Source organism: Tsuneonella litorea (assembly GCF_025154015.1).
Classification (GTDB): domain Bacteria; phylum Pseudomonadota; class Alphaproteobacteria; order Sphingomonadales; family Sphingomonadaceae; genus Tsuneonella; species Tsuneonella litorea.
Window position 1 is genome coordinate 224,249 of record NZ_JAOAMV010000004.1, and the last position, 18,678, is coordinate 242,926.

Annotated in this window: 18 protein-coding genes; 9 read left to right on the plus strand and 9 right to left on the minus strand. The window is 68.5% G+C overall.

The annotated features are described in order from the left end of the window. The first annotated feature begins 101 nt into the window (after positions 1-101). The 3 genes from N0B51_RS09425 (at position 102) to N0B51_RS09435 (ending at position 3,164) form a co-directional block, all read left to right on the plus strand. Positions 102-1,256 (plus strand): N-acetyltransferase, encoded by a 1,155-nt coding sequence (locus tag N0B51_RS09425; RefSeq protein WP_259962076.1) that lies wholly within the window; start codon positions 102-104, stop codon positions 1,254-1,256. 131 nt (positions 1,257-1,387) lie between these two features. Further along, a complete protein-coding gene (locus N0B51_RS09430; RefSeq protein WP_259962077.1) occupies positions 1,388-1,852 on the plus strand; it encodes a response regulator in 465 nt (154 codons plus the stop codon). A 514-nt stretch (positions 1,853-2,366) separates the two neighbouring features. Continuing rightward, complete coding sequence (locus tag N0B51_RS09435) at positions 2,367-3,164, plus strand: response regulator (RefSeq protein WP_259962078.1); 798 nt, start codon at positions 2,367-2,369, stop codon at positions 3,162-3,164. Between the two features lie 70 nt (positions 3,165-3,234). On the opposite strand, the gene N0B51_RS09440 is transcribed toward N0B51_RS09435, so the two are convergent. Beyond that, positions 3,235-4,935, minus strand: a complete 1,701-nt coding sequence (locus tag N0B51_RS09440; RefSeq protein WP_311201834.1) for a CHASE domain-containing protein — start codon at positions 4,933-4,935, stop codon at positions 3,235-3,237. A gap of 165 nt (positions 4,936-5,100) precedes the next feature. Here N0B51_RS09440 and N0B51_RS09445 point away from each other — a divergent pair, with 165 nt between their 5' ends. The 3 genes from N0B51_RS09445 (at position 5,101) to N0B51_RS09455 (ending at position 7,178) form a co-directional block, all read left to right on the plus strand. Beyond that, the gene (locus tag N0B51_RS09445; RefSeq protein WP_259962079.1) at positions 5,101-5,292 is read left to right on the plus strand and encodes a NepR family anti-sigma factor; all 192 of its coding nucleotides are present in this window, start codon (positions 5,101-5,103) and stop codon (positions 5,290-5,292) included. Further along, positions 5,292-5,903 (plus strand): sigma-70 family RNA polymerase sigma factor, encoded by a 612-nt coding sequence (locus tag N0B51_RS09450; protein WP_259962080.1) that lies wholly within the window; start codon positions 5,292-5,294, stop codon positions 5,901-5,903. Before N0B51_RS09445 ends, N0B51_RS09450 begins: the two co-directional genes overlap by 1 nt. An 84-nt stretch (positions 5,904-5,987) precedes the next feature. Continuing rightward, positions 5,988-7,178, plus strand: a complete 1,191-nt coding sequence (locus N0B51_RS09455; protein ID WP_311201835.1) for an AI-2E family transporter — start codon at positions 5,988-5,990, stop codon at positions 7,176-7,178. A gap of 78 nt (positions 7,179-7,256) precedes the next feature. Here the strand turns inward: N0B51_RS09455 and N0B51_RS09460 are convergent, their stop codons facing one another. Continuing rightward, positions 7,257-7,868, minus strand: a complete 612-nt coding sequence (locus N0B51_RS09460; protein ID WP_259962081.1) for a superoxide dismutase — start codon at positions 7,866-7,868, stop codon at positions 7,257-7,259. A gap of 78 nt (positions 7,869-7,946) precedes the next feature. Beyond that, positions 7,947-9,239, minus strand: coding sequence for a dicarboxylate/amino acid:cation symporter (locus tag N0B51_RS09465; RefSeq protein ID WP_259962082.1), 1,293 nt, complete (start codon positions 9,237-9,239; stop codon positions 7,947-7,949). Between the two features lie 57 nt (positions 9,240-9,296). Between N0B51_RS09465 and glmM the strand changes: the two genes are divergently transcribed. From glmM to thiD, 3 genes are read left to right on the plus strand one after another with little or no spacing between them, the layout of a single operon-like run. Next, a complete protein-coding gene (glmM, locus tag N0B51_RS09470) occupies positions 9,297-10,637 on the plus strand; it encodes a phosphoglucosamine mutase (RefSeq protein ID WP_259962083.1) in 1,341 nt (446 codons plus the stop codon). After that, entirely contained in the window at positions 10,637-10,864 is a 228-nt protein-coding gene (locus tag N0B51_RS09475) for a DUF1272 domain-containing protein (protein WP_259962084.1), read from the plus strand. Before glmM ends, N0B51_RS09475 begins: the two co-directional genes overlap by 1 nt. Continuing rightward, positions 10,861-11,706, plus strand: coding sequence for a bifunctional hydroxymethylpyrimidine kinase/phosphomethylpyrimidine kinase (gene thiD, locus N0B51_RS09480; RefSeq protein WP_259962085.1), 846 nt, complete (start codon positions 10,861-10,863; stop codon positions 11,704-11,706). The genes N0B51_RS09475 and thiD overlap by 4 nt, the downstream gene beginning before the upstream one ends. Here thiD and N0B51_RS09485 read toward each other — a convergent pair. The 6 genes from N0B51_RS09485 to N0B51_RS09510 all read right to left on the minus strand — a co-directional run bounded on the left by N0B51_RS09485 (position 11,688) and on the right by N0B51_RS09510 (position 18,627). Next, positions 11,688-12,560 (minus strand): LOG family protein, encoded by an 873-nt coding sequence (locus N0B51_RS09485; protein ID WP_259962086.1) that lies wholly within the window; start codon positions 12,558-12,560, stop codon positions 11,688-11,690. The genes thiD and N0B51_RS09485 overlap by 19 nt on opposite strands. A gap of 94 nt (positions 12,561-12,654) precedes the next feature. Continuing rightward, the gene (locus tag N0B51_RS09490; protein WP_259962087.1) at positions 12,655-13,377 is read right to left on the minus strand and encodes a hypothetical protein; all 723 of its coding nucleotides are present in this window, start codon (positions 13,375-13,377) and stop codon (positions 12,655-12,657) included. After that, a complete protein-coding gene (locus N0B51_RS09495) occupies positions 13,374-14,120 on the minus strand; it encodes a hypothetical protein (RefSeq protein ID WP_259962088.1) in 747 nt (248 codons plus the stop codon). Before N0B51_RS09495 ends, N0B51_RS09490 begins: the two co-directional genes overlap by 4 nt. Further along, a complete protein-coding gene (locus N0B51_RS09500; protein ID WP_259962089.1) occupies positions 14,117-14,518 on the minus strand; it encodes a hypothetical protein in 402 nt (133 codons plus the stop codon). Before N0B51_RS09500 ends, N0B51_RS09495 begins: the two co-directional genes overlap by 4 nt. A 76-nt stretch (positions 14,519-14,594) precedes the next feature. Next, on the minus strand, positions 14,595-16,682 hold the full coding sequence (locus tag N0B51_RS09505) for a beta strand repeat-containing protein (protein WP_259962090.1): 2,088 nt from the start codon (positions 16,680-16,682) through the stop codon (positions 14,595-14,597). Between the two features lie 55 nt (positions 16,683-16,737). After that, a complete protein-coding gene (locus N0B51_RS09510; protein ID WP_259962091.1) occupies positions 16,738-18,627 on the minus strand; it encodes a beta strand repeat-containing protein in 1,890 nt (629 codons plus the stop codon). Positions 18,628-18,678 lie beyond the last annotated feature (51 nt).

Genomic DNA, 18,678 nt, shown 5'->3' on the forward strand with positions numbered 1-18,678 from the left:
CTTTTCCGAACCGTGCGCGCGGCCTATCCGGCGGCGCCGACTGTTGCCGCGCGATAGCGGATTTGCGGCAGATGCGAAATGAACGAGGTCAACAACGCGTCATGCGCCAGATAGAGATCACGCCCGTCGCCAGCAAGCGCGACCGCCGCGAATTCGTCGATCTCGCTTATCGATTGAATGGATCGGACCCCAACTGGGTCCCGCCGCTGCGCATGGAGGCGGTCGAACTGGTCACCCCCGGCAAGAACCCGTTCTTCGACCACGCCGACGTTCAGCTGATGATCGCGCGCGAGAACGGCAAGGCCGTCGGGCGCATCTCGGCGCATATCGACCGTCTCGCGCTCGCCCAGCCGGCCGAGCAGGGGATGGGTCCGGGCACCGGCAACTGGGGCCTGCTCGAGGCGGAGGACGAAGCGGTCGCCCACGCCCTGATCGCGCGCGCGGAAGACTGGCTGCGGCAGCGCGGCACGACCCACGTGCTGGCGCCGCTCAGCATGTCGATCTGGGAAGAGCCGGGCCAGCTCGTGCGCGGGCATGACCACCCGCCCACGGTAATGATGGGCCATCAGCCCCGGCGCTATGCCGACTGGATCGAGAGTGCGGGCGGCTACGAGCCGGCCAAGTCGCTGCTGACCTACGAGCTCGACGTGACCCGCCCGTTCCCGCCGCTGATCCAGCGCATCGTCGCCGCCGGAGAGCGCAACGAACGGATCCGCATCCGCAAGGTCGACAAGTCGCGGTTCGAAGAGGAAGCGCGGCTGATCCTCGAGATTCTCAACGACGCCTGGTCGGACAACTGGGGCTTCGTGCCGTTCACCGAGGCGGAGATCGCCTATGCCGGCAAGAAGTTCAAACCGATCGTATTCGAGGACCTGATCATGGTCGCCGAGTACGACGGCGAGCCTGTCGCCTTCATGATGACCCTGCCCGACCTCAACGAGGCGATCGCGCCGCTACGGGGCAGCCTGTTCCCGCTCGGCTGGGCGAAGCTGCTGCTGTGGCTGCGCAAGCCGCAGGTGAAGACGATGCGCGTGCCGCTGATGGGCGTGAAGAAGAAGCTGCAGTCCTCGCGCATGGCGAGCCAGCTTGCTTTCATGATGATCGAGTACATCCGCCGCGCGGCGATTGACCGCTATGGCGCGACCCGGGGCGAGATCGGCTGGATCCTCGACGACAACCAGGGAATGGTCGCCATCGCCGACGCGATCGAGAGCCACGTCAACCGCGAATACGTGATCTACCGCAAGCCGCTGTGAGCCGGGTCGTGTGGCGCCAGCGCCACGCCGCGGCCGCATCGCGCGCGCGGCGGGAACCGCGCGGGCCTCTGCTCCGTTCGCTGCAGTGACGGGGGCCGCTTGGGCCGACCCGGCGAGGGAAGCAGGTAAGCGTGGCCAGGCCCCAAGGCAAAAAGAAAGGCTCCCTGAAGCTGGGACACGTCCTGCTCGTCGAGGACGACGCGCTGATCGCGGTCGCGCTCGAGGCGGCCCTGCTCGAAGCCGGCGCGAAGAGCGTGACGATCTCGACCACCACCGCCGACGCGATGGCCGCGCTCCGCCGCCACAAGCCCGACGGGCTGGTCCTCGATGTGCACCTTGCCGACCGGGACGACGGCTGGGCACTGGCCGAATTGGTCAACTCGGTCGGCCCGAAGCCGCCGCGGATCGTGTTCTCGACCGGGGCGCCGCAGGACATCCCCCCGCAGATCGCGGAACTCGGCCCGGTGCTCGAAAAGCCCTACGACCACGCCGAATTGGTCGCCGCGCTGTCGCGGCCGCCGCGCGAAGGCCTGATGGCCCGGTTGCGTGACGTTCTGGGCAAGCACGAGTCCGGCACGGCTACGCCGGCCAACTGAAACCTTTCGCCCCGCCCGCCCGCTTCGCCGACGCCCGATGGCCAGCATCGGGCGGCGGACAGCTGCCGAACACCCGATCTCTGTCCCAGGCGAGCGCAAAAGTCGCCAACTGCGCGCACGGCCGAAAAAAAAGGCCTCCACTCTCATTCGAGCGGAGGCCCTTCGGGATCGTATCACCAGCCGCTTGGACGGGAGGGGGGGTCTCGGCGGTGACAGTGATAGAATGCCCCACCCTGAATCGCGTTCCCGGCCGCACGAAAATTTTTTCGTACACGCTGGTTTTTTGCATAACCATCTGTGTATCAATGCCTTTTTTCCTGTCGTTCGCAGGAGCGGCAACCGGGCAATCGGTCAAGGCCGGACGGCACCGCAAAAGCCGCGTCGGACGGCCCGACCAAACCGCCAGCCGCGCGGGGCCGCACGCGATCGCGCGTGCCGGGAATTGTCGGAAGCGGAGCGGAACCATACGCAAGCGACCACGTTCTGTGCGCAGTAATCAACGGGAAGGGAATGCATGTCGCTCGGGGATCAAGTCGCCGCCAATCTGCCCTATCTGCGCCGGTACGCGCGCGCGCTCACGGGTTCGCAGCAAACCGGAGACGCCTTCGTGCGCGCCACGCTCGAAGCCGCGCTCGCCGATGAGAGCCTCAAGGCCTCGCTGTCGGAAGGCCGGGTGCCGCTCTACAAGGCCTTCAACAAGGTCTGGTCGAGCGCGTACCTGGAAGTCGCCGACGCCGGCGGCGGGGGTGGCGGCGCACACGAAGCCGCCGCGCAGGATCGCCTGCGGGCGATCACGCCGCTCAACCGCCAGGCCTTGCTGCTGACCACGCTCGAGGACTTCTCGGTCCCCGAGGCCGCGGAAATCATGGACATGGACGAGAGCGAGATCGAATCGATGGTCCAGGAGGCGGTCGAGGAGATCGACCGCGAATCCGCCACCAGCGTGCTCATCATCGAGGACGAGCCGCTGATCTCGATGCAGCTAGAGGATCTCGTCCGCTCGCTCGGCCACGACATCTGCGGCACGGCAGCCACGCGCACCCAGGCGCAGGAAGTGGTCGCCGAACGCACGCCGGGCCTCGTGCTGGCCGACATCCAGCTTGCCGACGGCTCGTCCGGGCTCGACGCTGTCGACGACATCCTCGCCATCGACAGCGTGCCGGTGATCTTCATCACCGCCTATCCCGAGCGGCTGCTGACCGGCGACCGGCCGGAGCCGACCTACCTCGTCACCAAGCCGTTCCAGGAATCGACCGTCCGGGCAGCGATCAGCCAGGCGCTGTTCTTCGGTTCGAGCCGTCCGCTCGGCTGACGCTTAACCGGTCACGCGAACGCAGGGGGAGCGCCGCGGCGCTCCCCCTTTTTCGTGCGCACGCTCCGGCCTAGCTCTTGCCCGCCATCCGCCGGCGGGCGCGCATCTCGAATGCGCTGGGCATCCGCACGGGCACATAGAGCCGGCAGCTGACCCCGCTTTCGTCGAACCGCAGGTCGACCGGGTGGCGCAGCTCGTGGGCCACGATCTTCTCGATCAGGTCAGTGCCGAACCCGCGGGGCCGGCGAGCGGGAACGGGCGGCCCGCCGCTTTCGACCCAGCGCACGCTGGCCAGGTCGTCGCGGTCGAGCGCCCAGGTTATCCGCACCTTGCCCTCGGCGGCCGAAAGCGCGCCGTACTTGGTCGCATTGGTGGCGAGTTCGTGAATCGCCAGCCCCAGAGACAGCGCGTCATTGGGTGCAAGCTCGACCGTCGGCCCGGCCATTTCGATCGAACCTTCGGTGCGCGCGTAGGGGGCGAGCTCGGCCTCGATCACCGAACGGATCGGCGTCGTCCCCCAGTCCGACTGGGTCAGCAGGTCGTGAGTCGCCGAAAGCGCGCGGATGCGCCCGTCGATTCCTGCGGCGAAATCGTCGAGGCTGGTCGCCCGCCGCCGCGTCAGGCTGACGATCGACAGGACGTTGGCGAGCGTGTTCTTGACCCGGTGGTTGAGTTCGCGCGTAAGCGTGTCGCGAATCGAGTTCTGCTCGGCCAGCCATTCGAGCGAGGCCTGGTCCTCGACCGCCTGCTGGGTCAGCAGTCGCGCGACGATCATCAGCAGGCTGGCCACCAGCAGCCCGAACAGCAGGGTCAGCATCGACAGCATCGACAGCGACGTTCCGCGCGCCGATTCGACCTCGAGCAGCATCGTCCGGTTGGCGACCGACACGATCTTGTCGATCGTTCGCCCCGTTTCGGCGTCCCCCGCCAGCTCGGCGAGCAGGGCGCCGCGATCCTTGCGCTCTCCGTCGTAGAGCCGGATGCCCATGCCCCGGCGGGTTTCGAGCTGGAGCGCCGAGGCGAGGAAGTCGCGCGCGTTGAACGGGCTGTAGATGAACCCCTTGAGCTGGCGCCCCCCGGCGATCTGGTCGAACACCGGCATGTAGATGAGAAAACCCGGAGAGGGCACGTCGCCTTCCTGCACGAGGACCACCCGGCCGCTGGCCGTCGGGCGCACGGTGCGCTCGGCCTCGTCCATCGCCGCGCGCCGGGTTTCCTGTGAGTACATGTCGAACCCCAGCGCGCGGCGATTGCGCTCGGTATCGGGCAGGAGATAGGTCACCGGCACCATCTGCGCGCTGCTCGGCCCCGGCGCGGGGCGGACCTTCGGCATTCCCGGAACCTCTTCGGCGAGGCGCCGCTCGTAATCGGGAATCGCGCGCGGGCTGATCGCCTCGGCCCAGCCGATCCCCTCGGCGCCCCGATAATCGGCATCGAGCCGCAGTTCGCTGACGAACCGGCGAAACAGGCTGGACGGGACGTCGTCGACCGTGCCGAACAGGGCGGCGCCCGCCCGCAGGTAGGCCGACGAAGTGTTCGCGCGCCGCTCGATCGCAGAGGCGACGGCCTGCGCGGTTTCCGACAGTCGCGCCTCCTCGCGCCGGCGCTCGCCGCGCTCGATCGCGAACACGCTCAGCGCGGTGATGGCGGCGATCAGCAGGAAGATCGCGACCGGGGTCGCCCGGGGATAGGACACCAGCCAGCGGCGCGAGCGCCGACGGCTGTCGTAAGTCCGGTCCATGTCGCTTGCCTCGATGATACCCACCCTCACGCGCCCGGCGCTTTTGCGGACAGGCTTCAGGGGAACAAAGCCGGAGACGGATCGTTCCCCGGTTCTACGGGCTCGTTTCCCCGACCCGCACCCGGCGAGGGTTGCGGTCTCGGGCGATATTGTTTTTGTAGGGCGAAATTTCATTATGACTGGGCGGGAACGACATTGAACAAGCGCACATCCGCTTCGAAGGGCAAAGGGGAAAGAAAGATCACTCCGGCTTCTGTAAGACGAGCTGATGGACCGGGTTCGCCGGGATGGGCCAGCGGGCTGCGGCAGCTTTACGATTCCGTGGTCGATGAACCTCTGCCCGACACATTCAAGGACCTCCTGTCGAAGCTGGACAGCAAGAACTGATGGCCGAGCATGAGCGGACGGCCTCCGAACAGGCCGACTTCAAGCGCGAGCTGACCGAGGTGGTGCCGCACCTGCGCGCCTTTGCGCGCGGCCTGTGCGGCCGGCCCGACATGGCCGACGACCTCGTCCAGGAAACGCTGCTCAAGGCCTGGGCCGCGCAGGAGCGGTTCGAGCCGGGGACCAGCATGCGCGCCTGGACGTTCGTGATCCTGCGCAACGCCTATCTCACCGACATGCGGCGCAACCGTTTCCGCGGCGACTTCGACGAGAACGTCGCCGAACGCATCCTGACCGCCCCCGCGGGCCAGGAAGAGCCGATCCACCTGTCCGACATGCGCCGGGCGCTGCTGACCCTGCCGCCCGAGCGGCGCGAGGCGCTGCTGCTCGTCGGCGCCGGTGGCTTCAGCTACGAGGAAGCGGCCAATATCTGCGGCTGCGCGGTCGGCACGATCAAGAGCCGGGTGGGCCGTGCCCGCGCCGCGCTGACCCAGATGCTCGACGAGGGCGACATTCCCCAGCGGTCGATCGACGACGAAGGCGCGCACCGCGCCATCCTCGAGGAACTCGACGAAGTTGCCGCCGGCAACGGCGTGAGCGAACCCACGCGATGACCCGCTCCGCCGGTCGCGAGGCCGCTTGAACCGCGGCGCGCTTACCGGCAAACTCGCGGTCCACCCCGGGGGTCCCAGAAATCCGTGAGCGAAGCGCTTCCCACCGCTGAAGCCGAACCGGCACCGCCGCCGCGCCCCAAGGCGCGGACCGCGCGGATGACCTTCGCCGCGCAGGAACTGCGGCTCATCTCGGCGCTGGTGGTGATCCTCGGGCTGGGCCTGTTCCTGGCTCTGCCGTTCGTGCTCTCGATCGGGTCGGTGGTGTTCCTGCCGGTAGTCACCGCGCTGATCCTGACCATCGTGCTATCGCCGCTGGCCGACAGGCTGTCGGCCCTCGGCCTGCCCAACGTGCTCGCGTCGCTGGCCGCGCTGCTGGTGATGCTGGCGGTGATCGTGCTGGCCGCGATGCTGATCCTTCAGCCGGCGATCAACCTGTTCGATTCGCTCCCGGCGATCGTCGACAGGCTGGGCGAGCGGTTCGCCGATCTCCAGCGGCAGTTCTACTGGCTCGGCGAGGCCAACCGGCAGATCGCCGAGATCACCGGCGACAAGAGCCGCGAAGTCGTCGTCGCCACGCCGTCGATGATCGAACAGTTCGCCTATGCGACGCCGAGCGTCGTGCTGGAAACCCTGCTCACGTTCCTGATGGCCTTCTTCATGGTCGAGGCGCGGGTGCGGATGCGCCGGCGGCTGCTGCTCGAACGGAGCGACTTCGGCGCCAGCATCAAGGCGGCCCGCGTCATCCGCGAGGTGCAGGACCGGGTCGCCGCCTACATCCTCACCGTGACATGGATCAACGCCGGCGTCGGGGTGATCGTCGCGCTGGGGGCATGGGCCCTCGGGCTCGAGGCGCCGGTGATGTGGGGCGGGCTTGCCGCGATCCTCAATTTCCTGCCGTACATCGGCCCGCTGACGATGGTCGGGCTGCTCGCGCTGTTCGGCGTGGGCACAGCGGATACGGTCTTCGTGGGGATCATTCCGGCGGCCGCCTACCTCGCGCTGCACGCGGTCGAATCGAACGCGATCACGCCTTCGATCCTCGGCAAGCGGTTCACCATGAACCCGGTGATGATCCTGATCGCGCTCAGCTACTTCACCTGGATCTGGGGCGTGCTGGGCGCGCTGCTCTCGGTACCGATCCTGCTGACGCTGACCGCGTTCTTCGACCATGTCGGGCGCCCGAACCTGGTCGGCTTCCTGTTCGGCGAGCCGCTGTTCGGCGACCCCGTGACCGGCGAGCCGACCGACGACATTCCCGATCCCCGCCCCGAATAGCCCAGGCCTACAAAAAAAAGTAGCGGCCCGCCCTCCCCACGGAGAACGGGCCGCCGGCGATCGCTTGTCCGCGGCTGGTCAGCAGGGATACTGCCAGGTGCTTCCACGATTGAGGTTGTCGGCCGCGAAGCTCCAGTTGAGCTTTCCGTCGACCACCGCGTCGAGGTAGGCCGGGCGCGCGTTCTGGTGATCGAGATAGTAGGCGTGTTCCCACAGGTCGATGACGAGGAGCGGGTTGCAGTCCTGGTCGGCCATCGTGTCGCCGTCGTGCGTCTCGCCGATCTCGAGCTTGCCGCCCTTCTCGACCAGCCAGACCCAGCCGCTGGCGAAGTGACCCGCCCCGCGCTCCTTGAGCTGCTTCTTGAGGTCGTCGACCGAGCCGAACGCGTCTTCGATCATGCTCTTGAGCTCGTCGGTCGGGTTGCCGCCGTCGCCGGCCAGCGAGTGCCAGTAGAAGCCGTGGTTCCAGCTCTGCGCCGAATTGTTGAACAGGCCCTGGTTGGTCCCGCGCGCCTTGGCAATGACCTGTTCCAGCGTGGCGCCCGCCATGTCGGTGCCCTCGATCGCGGCATTGGTCTTGTCGACGTAGGCCTTGTGGTGCTTGCCGTGGTGGAAGCTGAGGGTTTCGGCCGAGATCGCCGGGGCGAGCGCGGTGTCTGGATAGGGCAGCGGCGTGACTTCGAAGGCCATGGTTGTCTCCCGTGGTCGGATTGGAGTGAGAAGAGCGTCCCTACACCAATGCGCAGGAACCGCTAGGGTTGCACGCGGTCAGTCCTTTTTGCGGTCGACCGCGGCGGTGAGCGCGACATCGGCGGTGACATTGGCGAGCGTGCGCATGAGGTCGGGCATCATCTCGACCGCGACGAGCAGCGCCAGCGGGCCGATCGGCACGCCCATCGCCAGCGCGATCGGCCCGACCGAGATGACGAAGCTGATCGTCCCCGGCAGGCTGACCGAACCGAGCGCGATGACGATCGCGACCGCCGCGCCGGCCAGCAGCGCCATCGCGCCGAGCTCGATTCCCGCCAGGTGCGCGACGTAGATCGCCACCGCCATGTTCATCGCCGGGCTCGTCGCGCGAAAGATCGCAACGCTCAGCGGCAGTACGAACTCGGCGGTTTCCTCGCGCACGTTCAGCCGCCGGGCGCTGACCAGCATCGCGGGCAGACTGGCGAGCGAGCTCTGGGTCGAGATCGCGACGGCCTGCGCGGGGATCATCGCGCGGGCGAACGCCGGGGGGCGTATCCCGCCGGCGAGCCAGGCGAGCAGGTATCCGCCGACGAAGATCACCGTCCCGACCGCGACGACGGTCACGATGTAGTGGGCAAGCGTCGCAAAGGCGGCACCGCCGCTCGCCGCGCCGACCCCGAGCGCCAGCGCGAACACGCCTACCGGGGCGACCCACAGGACCCAGCCGATGATGATCAGCATCGCGTTGGCGAGCGCGCGGAAGAACCCCAGCAGGGTATCGCGCTGGTCCGCCGGCAGCCGCGCGATCGCGGCGGCGAAGGCGGCGAAGAACAACGTCAGCGGGAGCATCGCGGTTTCCGCCGCGGCGGCGACCATGTTGGGCGCGATCAGCGATTCGACGAACGCGGCAAGGCCCGGCACGTCCTGCGGCGTGCCGCCCGCGGACAGCACCCCGGCCGCCGCGGCGGGCGGCGGGAACAGCTCGAGCAGCAGCGGGGTCAGCGCGGCGCTCATCAGCGCCGAGAATGCCAGGATCGACGCGACCCAGCCGAGCATCCGCCGCGCCATCGCCCCGGCGCGCGCGGCGAGCGCGAGCTGGGCGATGCCGATCACGAGCAGCCCGGCCACGAGCGGCACGATGGTCGCCTGCAGCGCCCGCAGCCAGAGCGCGCCCACGGGTTCGGTGAGCGCAACTACCGGCGCCGCCGCGCCCGTCCGTGCCAGCACGATCCCCGCCAGCAATCCCGCGACCAGCCCCGCCAGCGTCCAGCCGGCGGGAATGCGCACCGTGACCAACTGGCGCCCGGCGCCCCCGTTTTGCGTATCCATCGCCGCGACGATAGCGGGATTCGCCCGCCAGACTAGTGACATCGGGCGTCCGTCCGTCCAATGCGGCCGCAACGGTAAAAGAGGTTCGCGAAACGGATTATGGCACGCAAGTTCTTCGGCACCGACGGGATCCGCGGGCGCACCAATGCCGGCGTGATGACTGCCGCGACCGCGATGAAGGTCGGCCAGGCCGCCGGCCGGCATTTCCTGCGCGGCAGCCACCGCCACCGCGTGGTCATCGGCAAGGACACCCGCCTGTCGGGCTACATGCTCGAGAACGCGCTCGTCGCGGGGTTCACCAGCGTGGGCATGGACGTGGTCATGACCGGGCCCCTGCCCACCCCCGCGATCGCGCTGCTCACCCGCGAGCTGCGCGCCGACGTGGGGGTGATGATCTCGGCCAGCCACAACCCCTACGAAGACAACGGCATCAAGCTGTTCGGCCCCGACGGTTTCAAGCTGTCCGACGCCGACGAGCTGGCGATCGAGGCACTGATCGGCGAGGAGATCGACCTCGCCGACGCCGCCGAAGTCGGCCGCGCCCGCCGCATCGACGACGCGCGGGGCCGCTACATCCACGCGGTCAAGCAGGCGGTGGCGAGCGACATCCGGTTCGACGACCTCAAGGTAGTCGTCGACTGCGCGAACGGCGCCGCCTACCAGGTCGCGCCCTCGGCGATCTGGGAACTGGGCGCCAAGGTCGTGCCGCTCGGCGTCACTCCCAACGGCACCAACATCAACCGCGACGTCGGCTCGACCGCGCTCGCCGCGATCAAGGCCAGGGTCGTCGAGGAAGGCGCCGACATCGGCATCGCGCTCGACGGCGACGCCGACCGGCTGATCGTGGTCGACGAGAAGGGCGAAACGGTCGACGGCGACCAGCTGATGGCGCTCATCGCGCTGCGGCTGAAGGATCGCGGCGACCTCAGGGGCGGCGGCGTGGTCGCCACGGTGATGTCGAATCTCGGCCTCGAACGGCACCTTGAGGGCCACGGCCTCACGCTCGAACGCACCGCGGTCGGCGACCGCTACGTGCTCGAGCGGATGCGCGCGGGCGGCTTCAACGTCGGCGGCGAGCAGTCGGGCCACATGATCCTGCTCGACTACGGCACGACCGGCGACGGCACCGTCGCCGCGCTCCGCGTGCTTGCCAGCCTCGTCCGCTCGGGCAAGCGCGCGAGCGAGCTGCTGCACCAGTTCGATCCGGTGCCCCAGCTGCTCAAGAACGTGCGTTACGCAGGCGGCAAGCCGCTCGACGACGCGCAGGTAAGGGCCGCGATCGCCGACGCCGAGGCCGAGCTCGCCGGCAAGGGCCGCCTCGTCATCCGCGCGTCGGGCACCGAGCCGCTGATCCGGGTGATGGCCGAGGGCGACGACGCGGCCCAGGTCGAGCGCGTGGTCGACACGATTTGCGACGCGGTCCGGGCGGCGGCGGGCTGATGCCGCTCGAGATGCGCCCCGATTGCGAGCGCTGCGGCGCGGACCTTCCGGCCGAGGCGCCCGGCGCGTTCATCTGCAGCTTCGAATGCACGTTCTGCGCGACCTGCGCCGACGCGCTCGACGACCGCTGCCCCAACTGCGGCGGCGAACTGATGGACCGGCCGACGCGGGCGAGGAAGCTCCACGCGCAGTATCCACCCTCGACCGTGCGGACGTTCGCCGGGTGAACGGCAAGCCCCCTCCCCGCGTGCTCGCGATCGCCGGTTCGGACAGCTCGGGCGGCGCGGGCATCCAGGCCGACATCAAGACCATCACCATGCTTGGCGGCTACGCGATGACCGCGGTGACCGCGGTCACCGCACAGAACAGCGTCGGGGTGCAGGCGATCGCGCCGATGAGCGGCGACGTGGTGGCCGAGCAGATCGCCTCGTGCCTGGGCGACATCGGGGTCGACGCGGTGAAGATCGGGATGCTCCACGACCGCGCAATCATCGACGCGGTGGCCGCTGCGCTGGAGGCGCTGCCCGATTCCGTGCCGGTCGTGCTCGACCCCGTGATGATCGCCACATCGGGCGCGACGCTGATCGCCGCGGACGCGATCGCCGCGATGCGCGACAAGCTGTTCCCGCTGGCGACCCTCATCACCCCCAACCTGCCCGAACTCGAGCACCTCGTCGGCCGCACGCTGCGCGACACGGTCGAGATCGCCGAGGCCGCCAGGGACCTCGCCCGGACCTACGCCGCGCACGTCCTCGCGAAGGGCGGCCATACCGACGACGACCGGGTGATCGACACGCTTGCAGGGCCTGGCGAGCAACGCTCGGCCGCTTTCGGCGATGCGCGGATCGACACGCCGCACACCCACGGAACCGGCTGCACGCTGTCGTCGGCGATCGCGACGCTACAGGGACACGGCGTCCCGCTCGAGCACGCGGTCCGGCTCGGCCGCCAGTTCGTGCGCCGCGCGATCATCGCCGCGCCGGGCTTCGGCGCCGGCAACGGGCCGCTGGGGCACCAGGCGGTGCGCGCAGGCCCATTGGACGGAAACGATCAGGCGGACAGTTCGTAGAAGCCCGCGATGTGCTCCCACGCTTCTTCCGCGGTCTCGCACCAGCGGAACAGGTCGAGGTCCTTCTTCGAGATCGTGCCTTCCTCGGCGAAGGCATCCCAGTCGATCACCCGGGTCCAGAAGTCCTTGCCGAACAGCAGGATCGGCATCGGCATGATCTTGCCGGTCTGGATCAGGGTGAGCAGCTCGAAGAACTCGTCGAAGGTGCCGAACCCGCCCGGGAACACCGCCACCGCCTTGGCGCGCAGCAGGAAGTGCATCTTGCGAAGCGCGAAGTAGTGGAACTGGAAGCTGAGGTAGGGGGTGACGTAGGGGTTGGGCGCCTGTTCGTGCGGAAGCACGATGTTGAGCCCGATCGATTCGGCGCCGGCGTCGCTCGCACCCCTGTTGGCCGCCTCCATGATCGAGGGCCCGCCGCCCGAGCAGACGACGAACTGGCGCTTGCCGTCCTCGACGATGGACTTTTCCGACGCAAGCCGCGCGAGCTTGTACGCCTCGTCGTAATACTTCGCCTTGGCCGCCAGCCGCTCGGCGACGACGCGGGCGTCACCGGTCGCGTTCTCGACCAGCGCCGCGGCGTGATCGGGCGAGGGAATGCGGGCCGAACCGTACATCACCAGCGTCGATCCGACGCCGGCTTCGTCGAGCAGCATTTCGGGCTTCAGCAATTCGAGCTGGAAGCGCACCGGCCGCAGTTCCTCGCGCAGGAGGAAATCGGTGTCCTGGAACGCCAGCCGGTAGGCCGGGTGGCGGGTCTGCGGGGTATCGGGGGTGCTCTTCTCGGAGAAGGCCGCTTCCTGCTCGGCCCGATAGAACTTGCGATGCTTGAGATCGCGCTCTTCTTTTCTGGTCATCGGGTTGCCGATAGGCGGGCGCGCGGCGGCGCACAATGGGCTTCGCGCCGCGTCGGTGGCCCGCGGCGAAGCGTGCCGGCGCATACCGCTTCGGTCAGGGGCCGGGCACGCCCATCTGGACCAGCACGGCCTTCACCGCGTCGGACAGCGAAGCGTCGGGCAGTTCTTCCTCCACCGGCGGCACCATTGGCGAAGGGAGGGTGAGAAAGCCCAGTTCCTGTGCGGCCCGTTCTTCGGCATCCAGCGGCCGATTCGCCCCGCTGCGTCCCGCCAGGTCGACCAGCGACACCCGGTCCGAGTGCGCTTCGCGGGCGAGCAGTTCCTGCTCGGGCGAAAGCCGCGGCGCCTCGGTCGCGGAAAATTCGCGCGCGCGCAGTTCGAGTATCCGGCGACAGATCGCCATTTCGCGTTCGGTGCCGGCCTGCGGGTCGCAGCGATCGTTGCCGCCCACCGGCGCCGCGTCCGAGCGCCGCCCGTCTTCGCGGCGCGAGAGCGCCGGCGCGGCCTGGGCGCTGCGCTCGCCGGCAGGGGCGACCTGCCCCACGGGTTCACGCGCTTCGCCCCGGCTGATCTGCTGGGTCCCCCCGGCCGCCTGGCGCGGGGCAGCAGGTGTCGGCGGTGCAGGCAGCGCGCGGTCGATCTCCTGCTCGACGATCACGGGCCCGCGGGGGGCCGCGATCTGCCCGATCTCCACCCCGCCCGGTGCTCCCGGAGCGGCGAAATCGTCCAGCCGGGCCTTATCGGCGTTGACCTGGGCAAGCGCGGCGGCAGGCACCGCGAGTGCCGTCACGCAGAACAGGCGCGCCGCGCGCGTCATCGGTACTGGGTTATCGCGATCGCCTGGCTGCCAGACTGGGTGATCGCAAGGTCCGACAGGTTGTCGCCGTTCTGCGTCCATGTCAGCTGGTTGTTAGCGCCGTTCTGCACCGCCGTCATCGCATTTCCGGACCCGTTCTGGGTCAACAGCGCCTGGTTCTCGTCGCCGTTCTGAGTCAGGCTCATCCGGTTGTCGTCGCCGAGCTGCGTCGCGGCGACCCCGTTGGTCAGCAGGCCGCCCTGCTGGGTGATCGACATCGCGTTGCGGTTGCCCTGCTGGGCCGCGATCGCGACCTGCACGCCGGACCCGTCCTGTCCCAGCGCAAGCGCGTTGGCGTCGCCCTGCTGGTTCACCGCCGCGTAGTGGGCGCCCTCGCCCGTCTGGCTGACCGAGGCGCCGTTGCCAGCGCCGTTCTGGTCGATCCGGGCGTACTGCCTGTTGGCGGACTGGTCGATCGATGCCTGCGCGCTGTCGCCCACCTGGGTGATGTAGGCCCCGCGGTCGTTGCCGGGACGGGCGATGGTGAACGGATCGGGGTTCCGGTCGTAGCGCACCTTTTCCCGGTCGACGTTGCCTTCCGGGCTCGGATTGCCGTTGTTGCCGTTGCACGGATTGCCGGTTCCGAGCCCTCCGCCCTCCTCGCACGGCGTGCCGGGGGTCGGCGTATCGGTGTCGGCCGCTGCGGGCGCCGCCAAGGGCAGTGCGGCCAGCCCGAGGCTCGCGGCGATCAGGCGATGCATCATTGTCCTTCTCCTTCAGGCGCGCCCTGCCGCACGACCACCCGGTTGCCGGTTCCCTGCTGGCGGACGACCGCCGTGTTGTCCGAGCCGCCTTGGCGGATGTCCGCATCGTTGCACGGCCCGCTCTGTTCGAGCGTGATTTCGCCGTTGGGTCCGCGGGTGACGATGGAGACGGTGTCTCCTGCCCCACTGGTCCGCCGGACGACGGTGCCGTCGATCGTTTGTCTGGTCATGTGGGCGTCTCCGCAAGCGGTGGATTGCGACGGCGTACTGGCCGCGACACCTGGGTGGGTCGCGGCCAGCGTCATCGTGGGTGCGAACCCGACGAGCCCGAACAGAATGCAGCGATGCACCGCGCGGGACCGATCGTGACGCCGGTCGGCAGACGAGGCTTTGAACATGGCTGCGCTCCTTCGAGTTGTGCGAAACGGGAAGGCAGGCCCAGGGGTCGTTGGGCTCGCCCTTCCCGCTCCGGCGTTACGGCGTACCCTGCGTCACGGTTGCAGTGTTGCCGCTGCCGGACTGGGTCACGTACGACACGTTCCCGTCCGAGTACTGGCTGACGGTCGCGGTGTTGCCCGTTCCCGACTGGGTCACGTACGATTCGTTGGAATCGGCATACTGGGTGACGCTGGCGGTCAGGTTGTCGCCGGCCTGCTGGTCGACCTTGGAGTAGTTGCCGGCTCCGTTCTGGCGCACGTCGCTCAGCGAATTCGACGCGTTCTGGATGGTCAGCGCGTTGTTCTGCGTACCCCCCTGGAACATGTCGGACCTGCTGTTCGTGGCACCCGACAGCTGCTGGACCGTGGCGGTGTTGTCGGCCGAGCCGTCCGCCAGGTACACTCCTGTCCCGTCGAACGTCGTGCCCTGGTAGATGTTCGATTCCGCCAGGTCCGCGACCTGATCGACATAGGCCGCATTGCGCGCGCCGATCTGCAGCACGACGCTTTCGGCCGGTTCGTTGATCACGTAGCCGGCGGTGTCGGGATGGCGTCCGCTGGTATGTTCGCCGGTACCGGACAACGCCACGTCGGCGATGTTGCCGGTGCCGTCCTGCGCGATGTAGCTGTAGGTGCTGTCGCCGGTCTGGACCGACTTGGCGTTGTTGCCCGTCGCGGGGCCGGGCAGGCTGTCGGCGATGAAATCGCGCTGGATCACGATCCCGACGCTGCGCTCGCCGCTCTGGCTGACATCGACGATGTTGGCGTCGCCGGTGGTGTAGACGAAGCTGTCGCTGTTCGCGCCCGACTGGCCCACGGTGGCGAAGTTGCTGTCGCCGTTCTGGTTGACGTCGCTGAACGAGCCGGCCGATCCCGCCGACTGCGTGACATTGGCGACGTTGTCGTCGCTATCGGTGAAGTTACCCTGCTCGATGTTCGAACGAGCGTCGTCGGACTGCATGGTGGTGGCGAGGTTCCGATCGCCGGTCTGCGCGATGTTGGCGCTCGCCCCGCCCGATGTCGCGTCCTGGGTGATCGTCGCGACGTTGTCGTTGCCCGTCTGGGTGATCGTCGCTTCGACCGGAACCGCGTCCTGGGTGATGCTGGCGTCGTTGTTGTCGCCCGTCTGGGTGACGTAGGCGTCGGCGTTGTCGCCCGGCTGCACCGGGCTTGCCGGCGGAACCGACGTGCCCGCACCGTCCGCCGTCTGGCGCACGATCCTGGCGTCGTTGTCGTTGCCGGTCTGGATCACCACCGCGTTCGAGAAGTCGCCCTGCTGGAAGATCGACGAGGTGTTCCGGTCCCCCGCCTGCAGCACGTCGGCGACGGTGTTGTCGCCGCTCTGCACGATGTCGGAATCGTTGTCGTCCCCGTACTGCTCGACCCCGACGCGGGCCAGCGGATCCGCGCTGGAATAATTGTTGTCGGGATCGCCGACGGCGCCGTTGACGCCGGTCTGCGTGACGTCGGAGGTATTGCCATCGCCGTCCTGGCGGACGCTCGCCTCGTTGTAGCGGTTCGACTGGCTGATCGTCGAAAAGCTCGATCCGTCCTGGTAGACCGACGCGTTCTGCGCGCCGCCGGACTGGAGGATGGTAGAGTCGGCCGCGCCCGAGGTCTGGATGACGCTCGCACGCTCGTCGCCGCCGGTCTGGGTGATCCGGCTCACCGCCCCATCGGTCGCGGCGGCCTGGATGACGACGGCCTGCCCCTGGTTGCCGCTCTGCGTGATGAACGATCCGGTGCCCGCACCGCCGCCGAGGCCCGACTGGCTCACGGTCGCGGTGTTGCGGGTGTTCGACTGGGCGATCTCGGACCGCATGCCGTCCGCCGTGGCGGTCTGGTTGACCGTGGCCGCGTTGCGGTTGCCGGTCTGGTCAATCTTCGAATAGCCGTCGTTGCCGGCTTGCGTGGTCGTCGCGCGCAGCGTGTCGCCGTTCGAGAACGCGCCGCTGCCGGTGCCGTTCTGGTCGACGTCGGAGGTGTTGCCCGAACCCGATTGCGTGACCGTGGCGACCGTGGCCGATCCCTGCTGATCGACGGTCGAGGTGTTGCTCTGCCCCAGCGCCGGGCCTGCGGAAAGCAGTGCGGCGATCGATGCCGTGCCCAGGAGAATGTTCTTCATCGCTCAATTCCTTCCGTTGTGGGGGCAGGCGAACGCCCGCCCCCCCGGTGGACGATCAGGGTGTGGGGACCACGCCCTGCGTGACCGTCGCGGTGTTGCCGGATCCGCCCTGCGTGACCGTCGAGGTCTGGTCGAAGCCGTACTGGCTGACGGTCGCGGTGTTGCCCGTGCCCGTCTGGGTGATCAGCGAATCGAGCTCCGAACCGAGCTGCGTGCTGGTTGCTTCGTGGGACTGGCCGGTCTGGTCGACGGTCGACGAATTGCCGGTGCCGCCGTCCTGGCTGATGCTGGCCTTGTTGCGGCTGCGGTTCGACCCGTTGCCGACCCCGCGCTGGGTGATCGACGCGACGTTGTTCACCGCGCCCGAACCCTGGGTCACCGTGGCGCGGTCTTCCCACGAACTGGCGGTCTGCAGGACCGTCGCCGATCCGCCGGTGCCGGCCTGGCCGACCGAGGCGTAGTTCAGGCTGCCCCCGTTCTGGGTGACCCGCGCCAGGTTGTCGTCCCCGCTCTGGTCGACATAGGCGTCGGCCCGGTTGGTCATGCTCACCTGGGTCACGAAGGCATCGTTGCGGTCGCCCGACTGGTTGACCGAGGCGAATTCGCCGAACCCGCCTTGGTCGATGTCGGAGAAGTTGTCGTCGCCGCTCTGGTCGACGATCGATTCCTGCCCGAACCCGCGCGAGGCGATGTTCGAATCGTTGCGGTCGCCCGACTGGATCACGGTCGCGCTCGACGTGCTGCCGAGCTGCCTGATGTCCGAATCGTTGTCGGCGCCGGTCTGGGTGACGTTAGCGGTAAGCGTGTTGTTGTTGTTGCCTTGCGACTGCTGGAGGATCGTCGACACGTGGCCGTTGCCCGTCTGGTCGACGGTCGCGGAATAGGTGTTGACCCCTGCAGAGAGCAGGTTCTGCGTGATCGACGAGCTGCTGATGCCGTTCTGCGTCACGGAAGCGTCGGCGTTGTTCGCGCCCACGCCGCTGGCGACCTGGTTGATCGTCGAGCTCGCGCCGTTGTCCTGGCGGACCACCGCGGACAGGTCGCCCGAACCGGCCTGCGACGCGGTCTGGTTGATCGTGGATGCCGAACCGCCGTACTGGCGCTGGTCGACCCTGAGGTTGCCAGACTGGGTCCCGGTCGCCGTCTGGTTGACGACAGTCGTCGATCCTTCGCGCTGCACGTTGATCGCGGACAGGTCGCCCGCGTCGACAGCGTCGATCGTCTGGGTGACGATCGCGTCCGATCCGCTCTGCTGGTTCACCGTCGCCGAGATCCGGCCCTGCGGCGCGGCGGGGCCATTGACCAGCCCGCCCGAGGCGCTCTGGGTGATCGTCGCGGTCGAATCCGTCTGGTAGGCGGTCGCGGTCAGCGGCCCGTCCTGGAAGTCGTTGGTCGTCTGGCTGACGACGAGGTCCGAATTGCCCGACTGGAAGGCGTTGGCGGTCAGCGTGCCGTTGAATTCCGGACCGTTCGCGGTCTGGTCGATATCGGCCGCGTTGTCGCCGACCGTCTGTTCGACGTTCGCGGTCAGGTTGCGCGCCGCGCCGTCGGACTGCTGGTCAACCGTGGCCACGTTGCCGTCGCCGCGCTGGAACACGGTGGCGCGGGGATCGTACCCGCTGGTGCCGAGCGACTGGTCGCTGTCGTCGGTCTGGTTGATCGTCGCCACGTTGTCATCGTCGGCCTGGTCGATGTCGGCCCGGGCGTTGACCGAATTCTGGTCGATCGTGGCCGCGTTGTTGCTGCCGGTGCCCTGGGTGATCGTGGCGAGGTTGCCCGACTTGTCCTGGTCGATGTCGGCGCTCGAGCTCGAGCCGGTCTGGCTGACGGTCGCGGTCTGCGCGTCGCCCGACTGGTTGACGTCCGAGGTGTTCGCCTGGCCCAGCGCGGGGCTGGCGGCGAGGAGCGCGGCGATCGATGCCGAGCCGAAGAGAATGCTTTTCATCATGGAAATCCTTCAAGGACAGGAACGCGGGCGGCCGGTGCCGGCCGCCCG

Bases quoted from the DNA above. Each gene is read 5' to 3' on its own strand.
- N0B51_RS09490 (WP_259962087.1), bottom strand. From the start codon at position 13,377: ATGACGCGCGCGGCGCGCCTGTTCTGCGTGACGGCACTCGCGGTGCCT.
- N0B51_RS09485 (WP_259962086.1), bottom strand. From the start codon at position 12,560: ATGACCAGAAAAGAAGAGCGCGATCTCAAGCATCGCAAGTTCTATCGG.
- N0B51_RS09500 (WP_259962089.1), bottom strand. From the start codon at position 14,518: ATGTTCAAAGCCTCGTCTGCCGACCGGCGTCACGATCGGTCCCGCGCG.
- N0B51_RS09450 (WP_259962080.1), top strand. From the start codon at position 5,292: ATGGCCGAGCATGAGCGGACGGCCTCCGAACAGGCCGACTTCAAGCGC.
- N0B51_RS09510 (WP_259962091.1), bottom strand. From the start codon at position 18,627: ATGAAAAGCATTCTCTTCGGCTCGGCATCGATCGCCGCGCTCCTCGCC.
- N0B51_RS09435 (WP_259962078.1), top strand. From the start codon at position 2,367: ATGTCGCTCGGGGATCAAGTCGCCGCCAATCTGCCCTATCTGCGCCGG.
- N0B51_RS09475 (WP_259962084.1), top strand. From the start codon at position 10,637: ATGCCGCTCGAGATGCGCCCCGATTGCGAGCGCTGCGGCGCGGACCTT.
- glmM (WP_259962083.1), top strand. From the start codon at position 9,297: ATGGCACGCAAGTTCTTCGGCACCGACGGGATCCGCGGGCGCACCAAT.
- N0B51_RS09465 (WP_259962082.1), bottom strand. From the start codon at position 9,239: ATGTCACTAGTCTGGCGGGCGAATCCCGCTATCGTCGCGGCGATGGAT.
- N0B51_RS09425 (WP_259962076.1), top strand. From the start codon at position 102: ATGCGCCAGATAGAGATCACGCCCGTCGCCAGCAAGCGCGACCGCCGC.
- N0B51_RS09495 (WP_259962088.1), bottom strand. From the start codon at position 14,120: ATGATGCATCGCCTGATCGCCGCGAGCCTCGGGCTGGCCGCACTGCCC.
- N0B51_RS09460 (WP_259962081.1), bottom strand. From the start codon at position 7,868: ATGGCCTTCGAAGTCACGCCGCTGCCCTATCCAGACACCGCGCTCGCC.
- N0B51_RS09505 (WP_259962090.1), bottom strand. From the start codon at position 16,682: ATGAAGAACATTCTCCTGGGCACGGCATCGATCGCCGCACTGCTTTCC.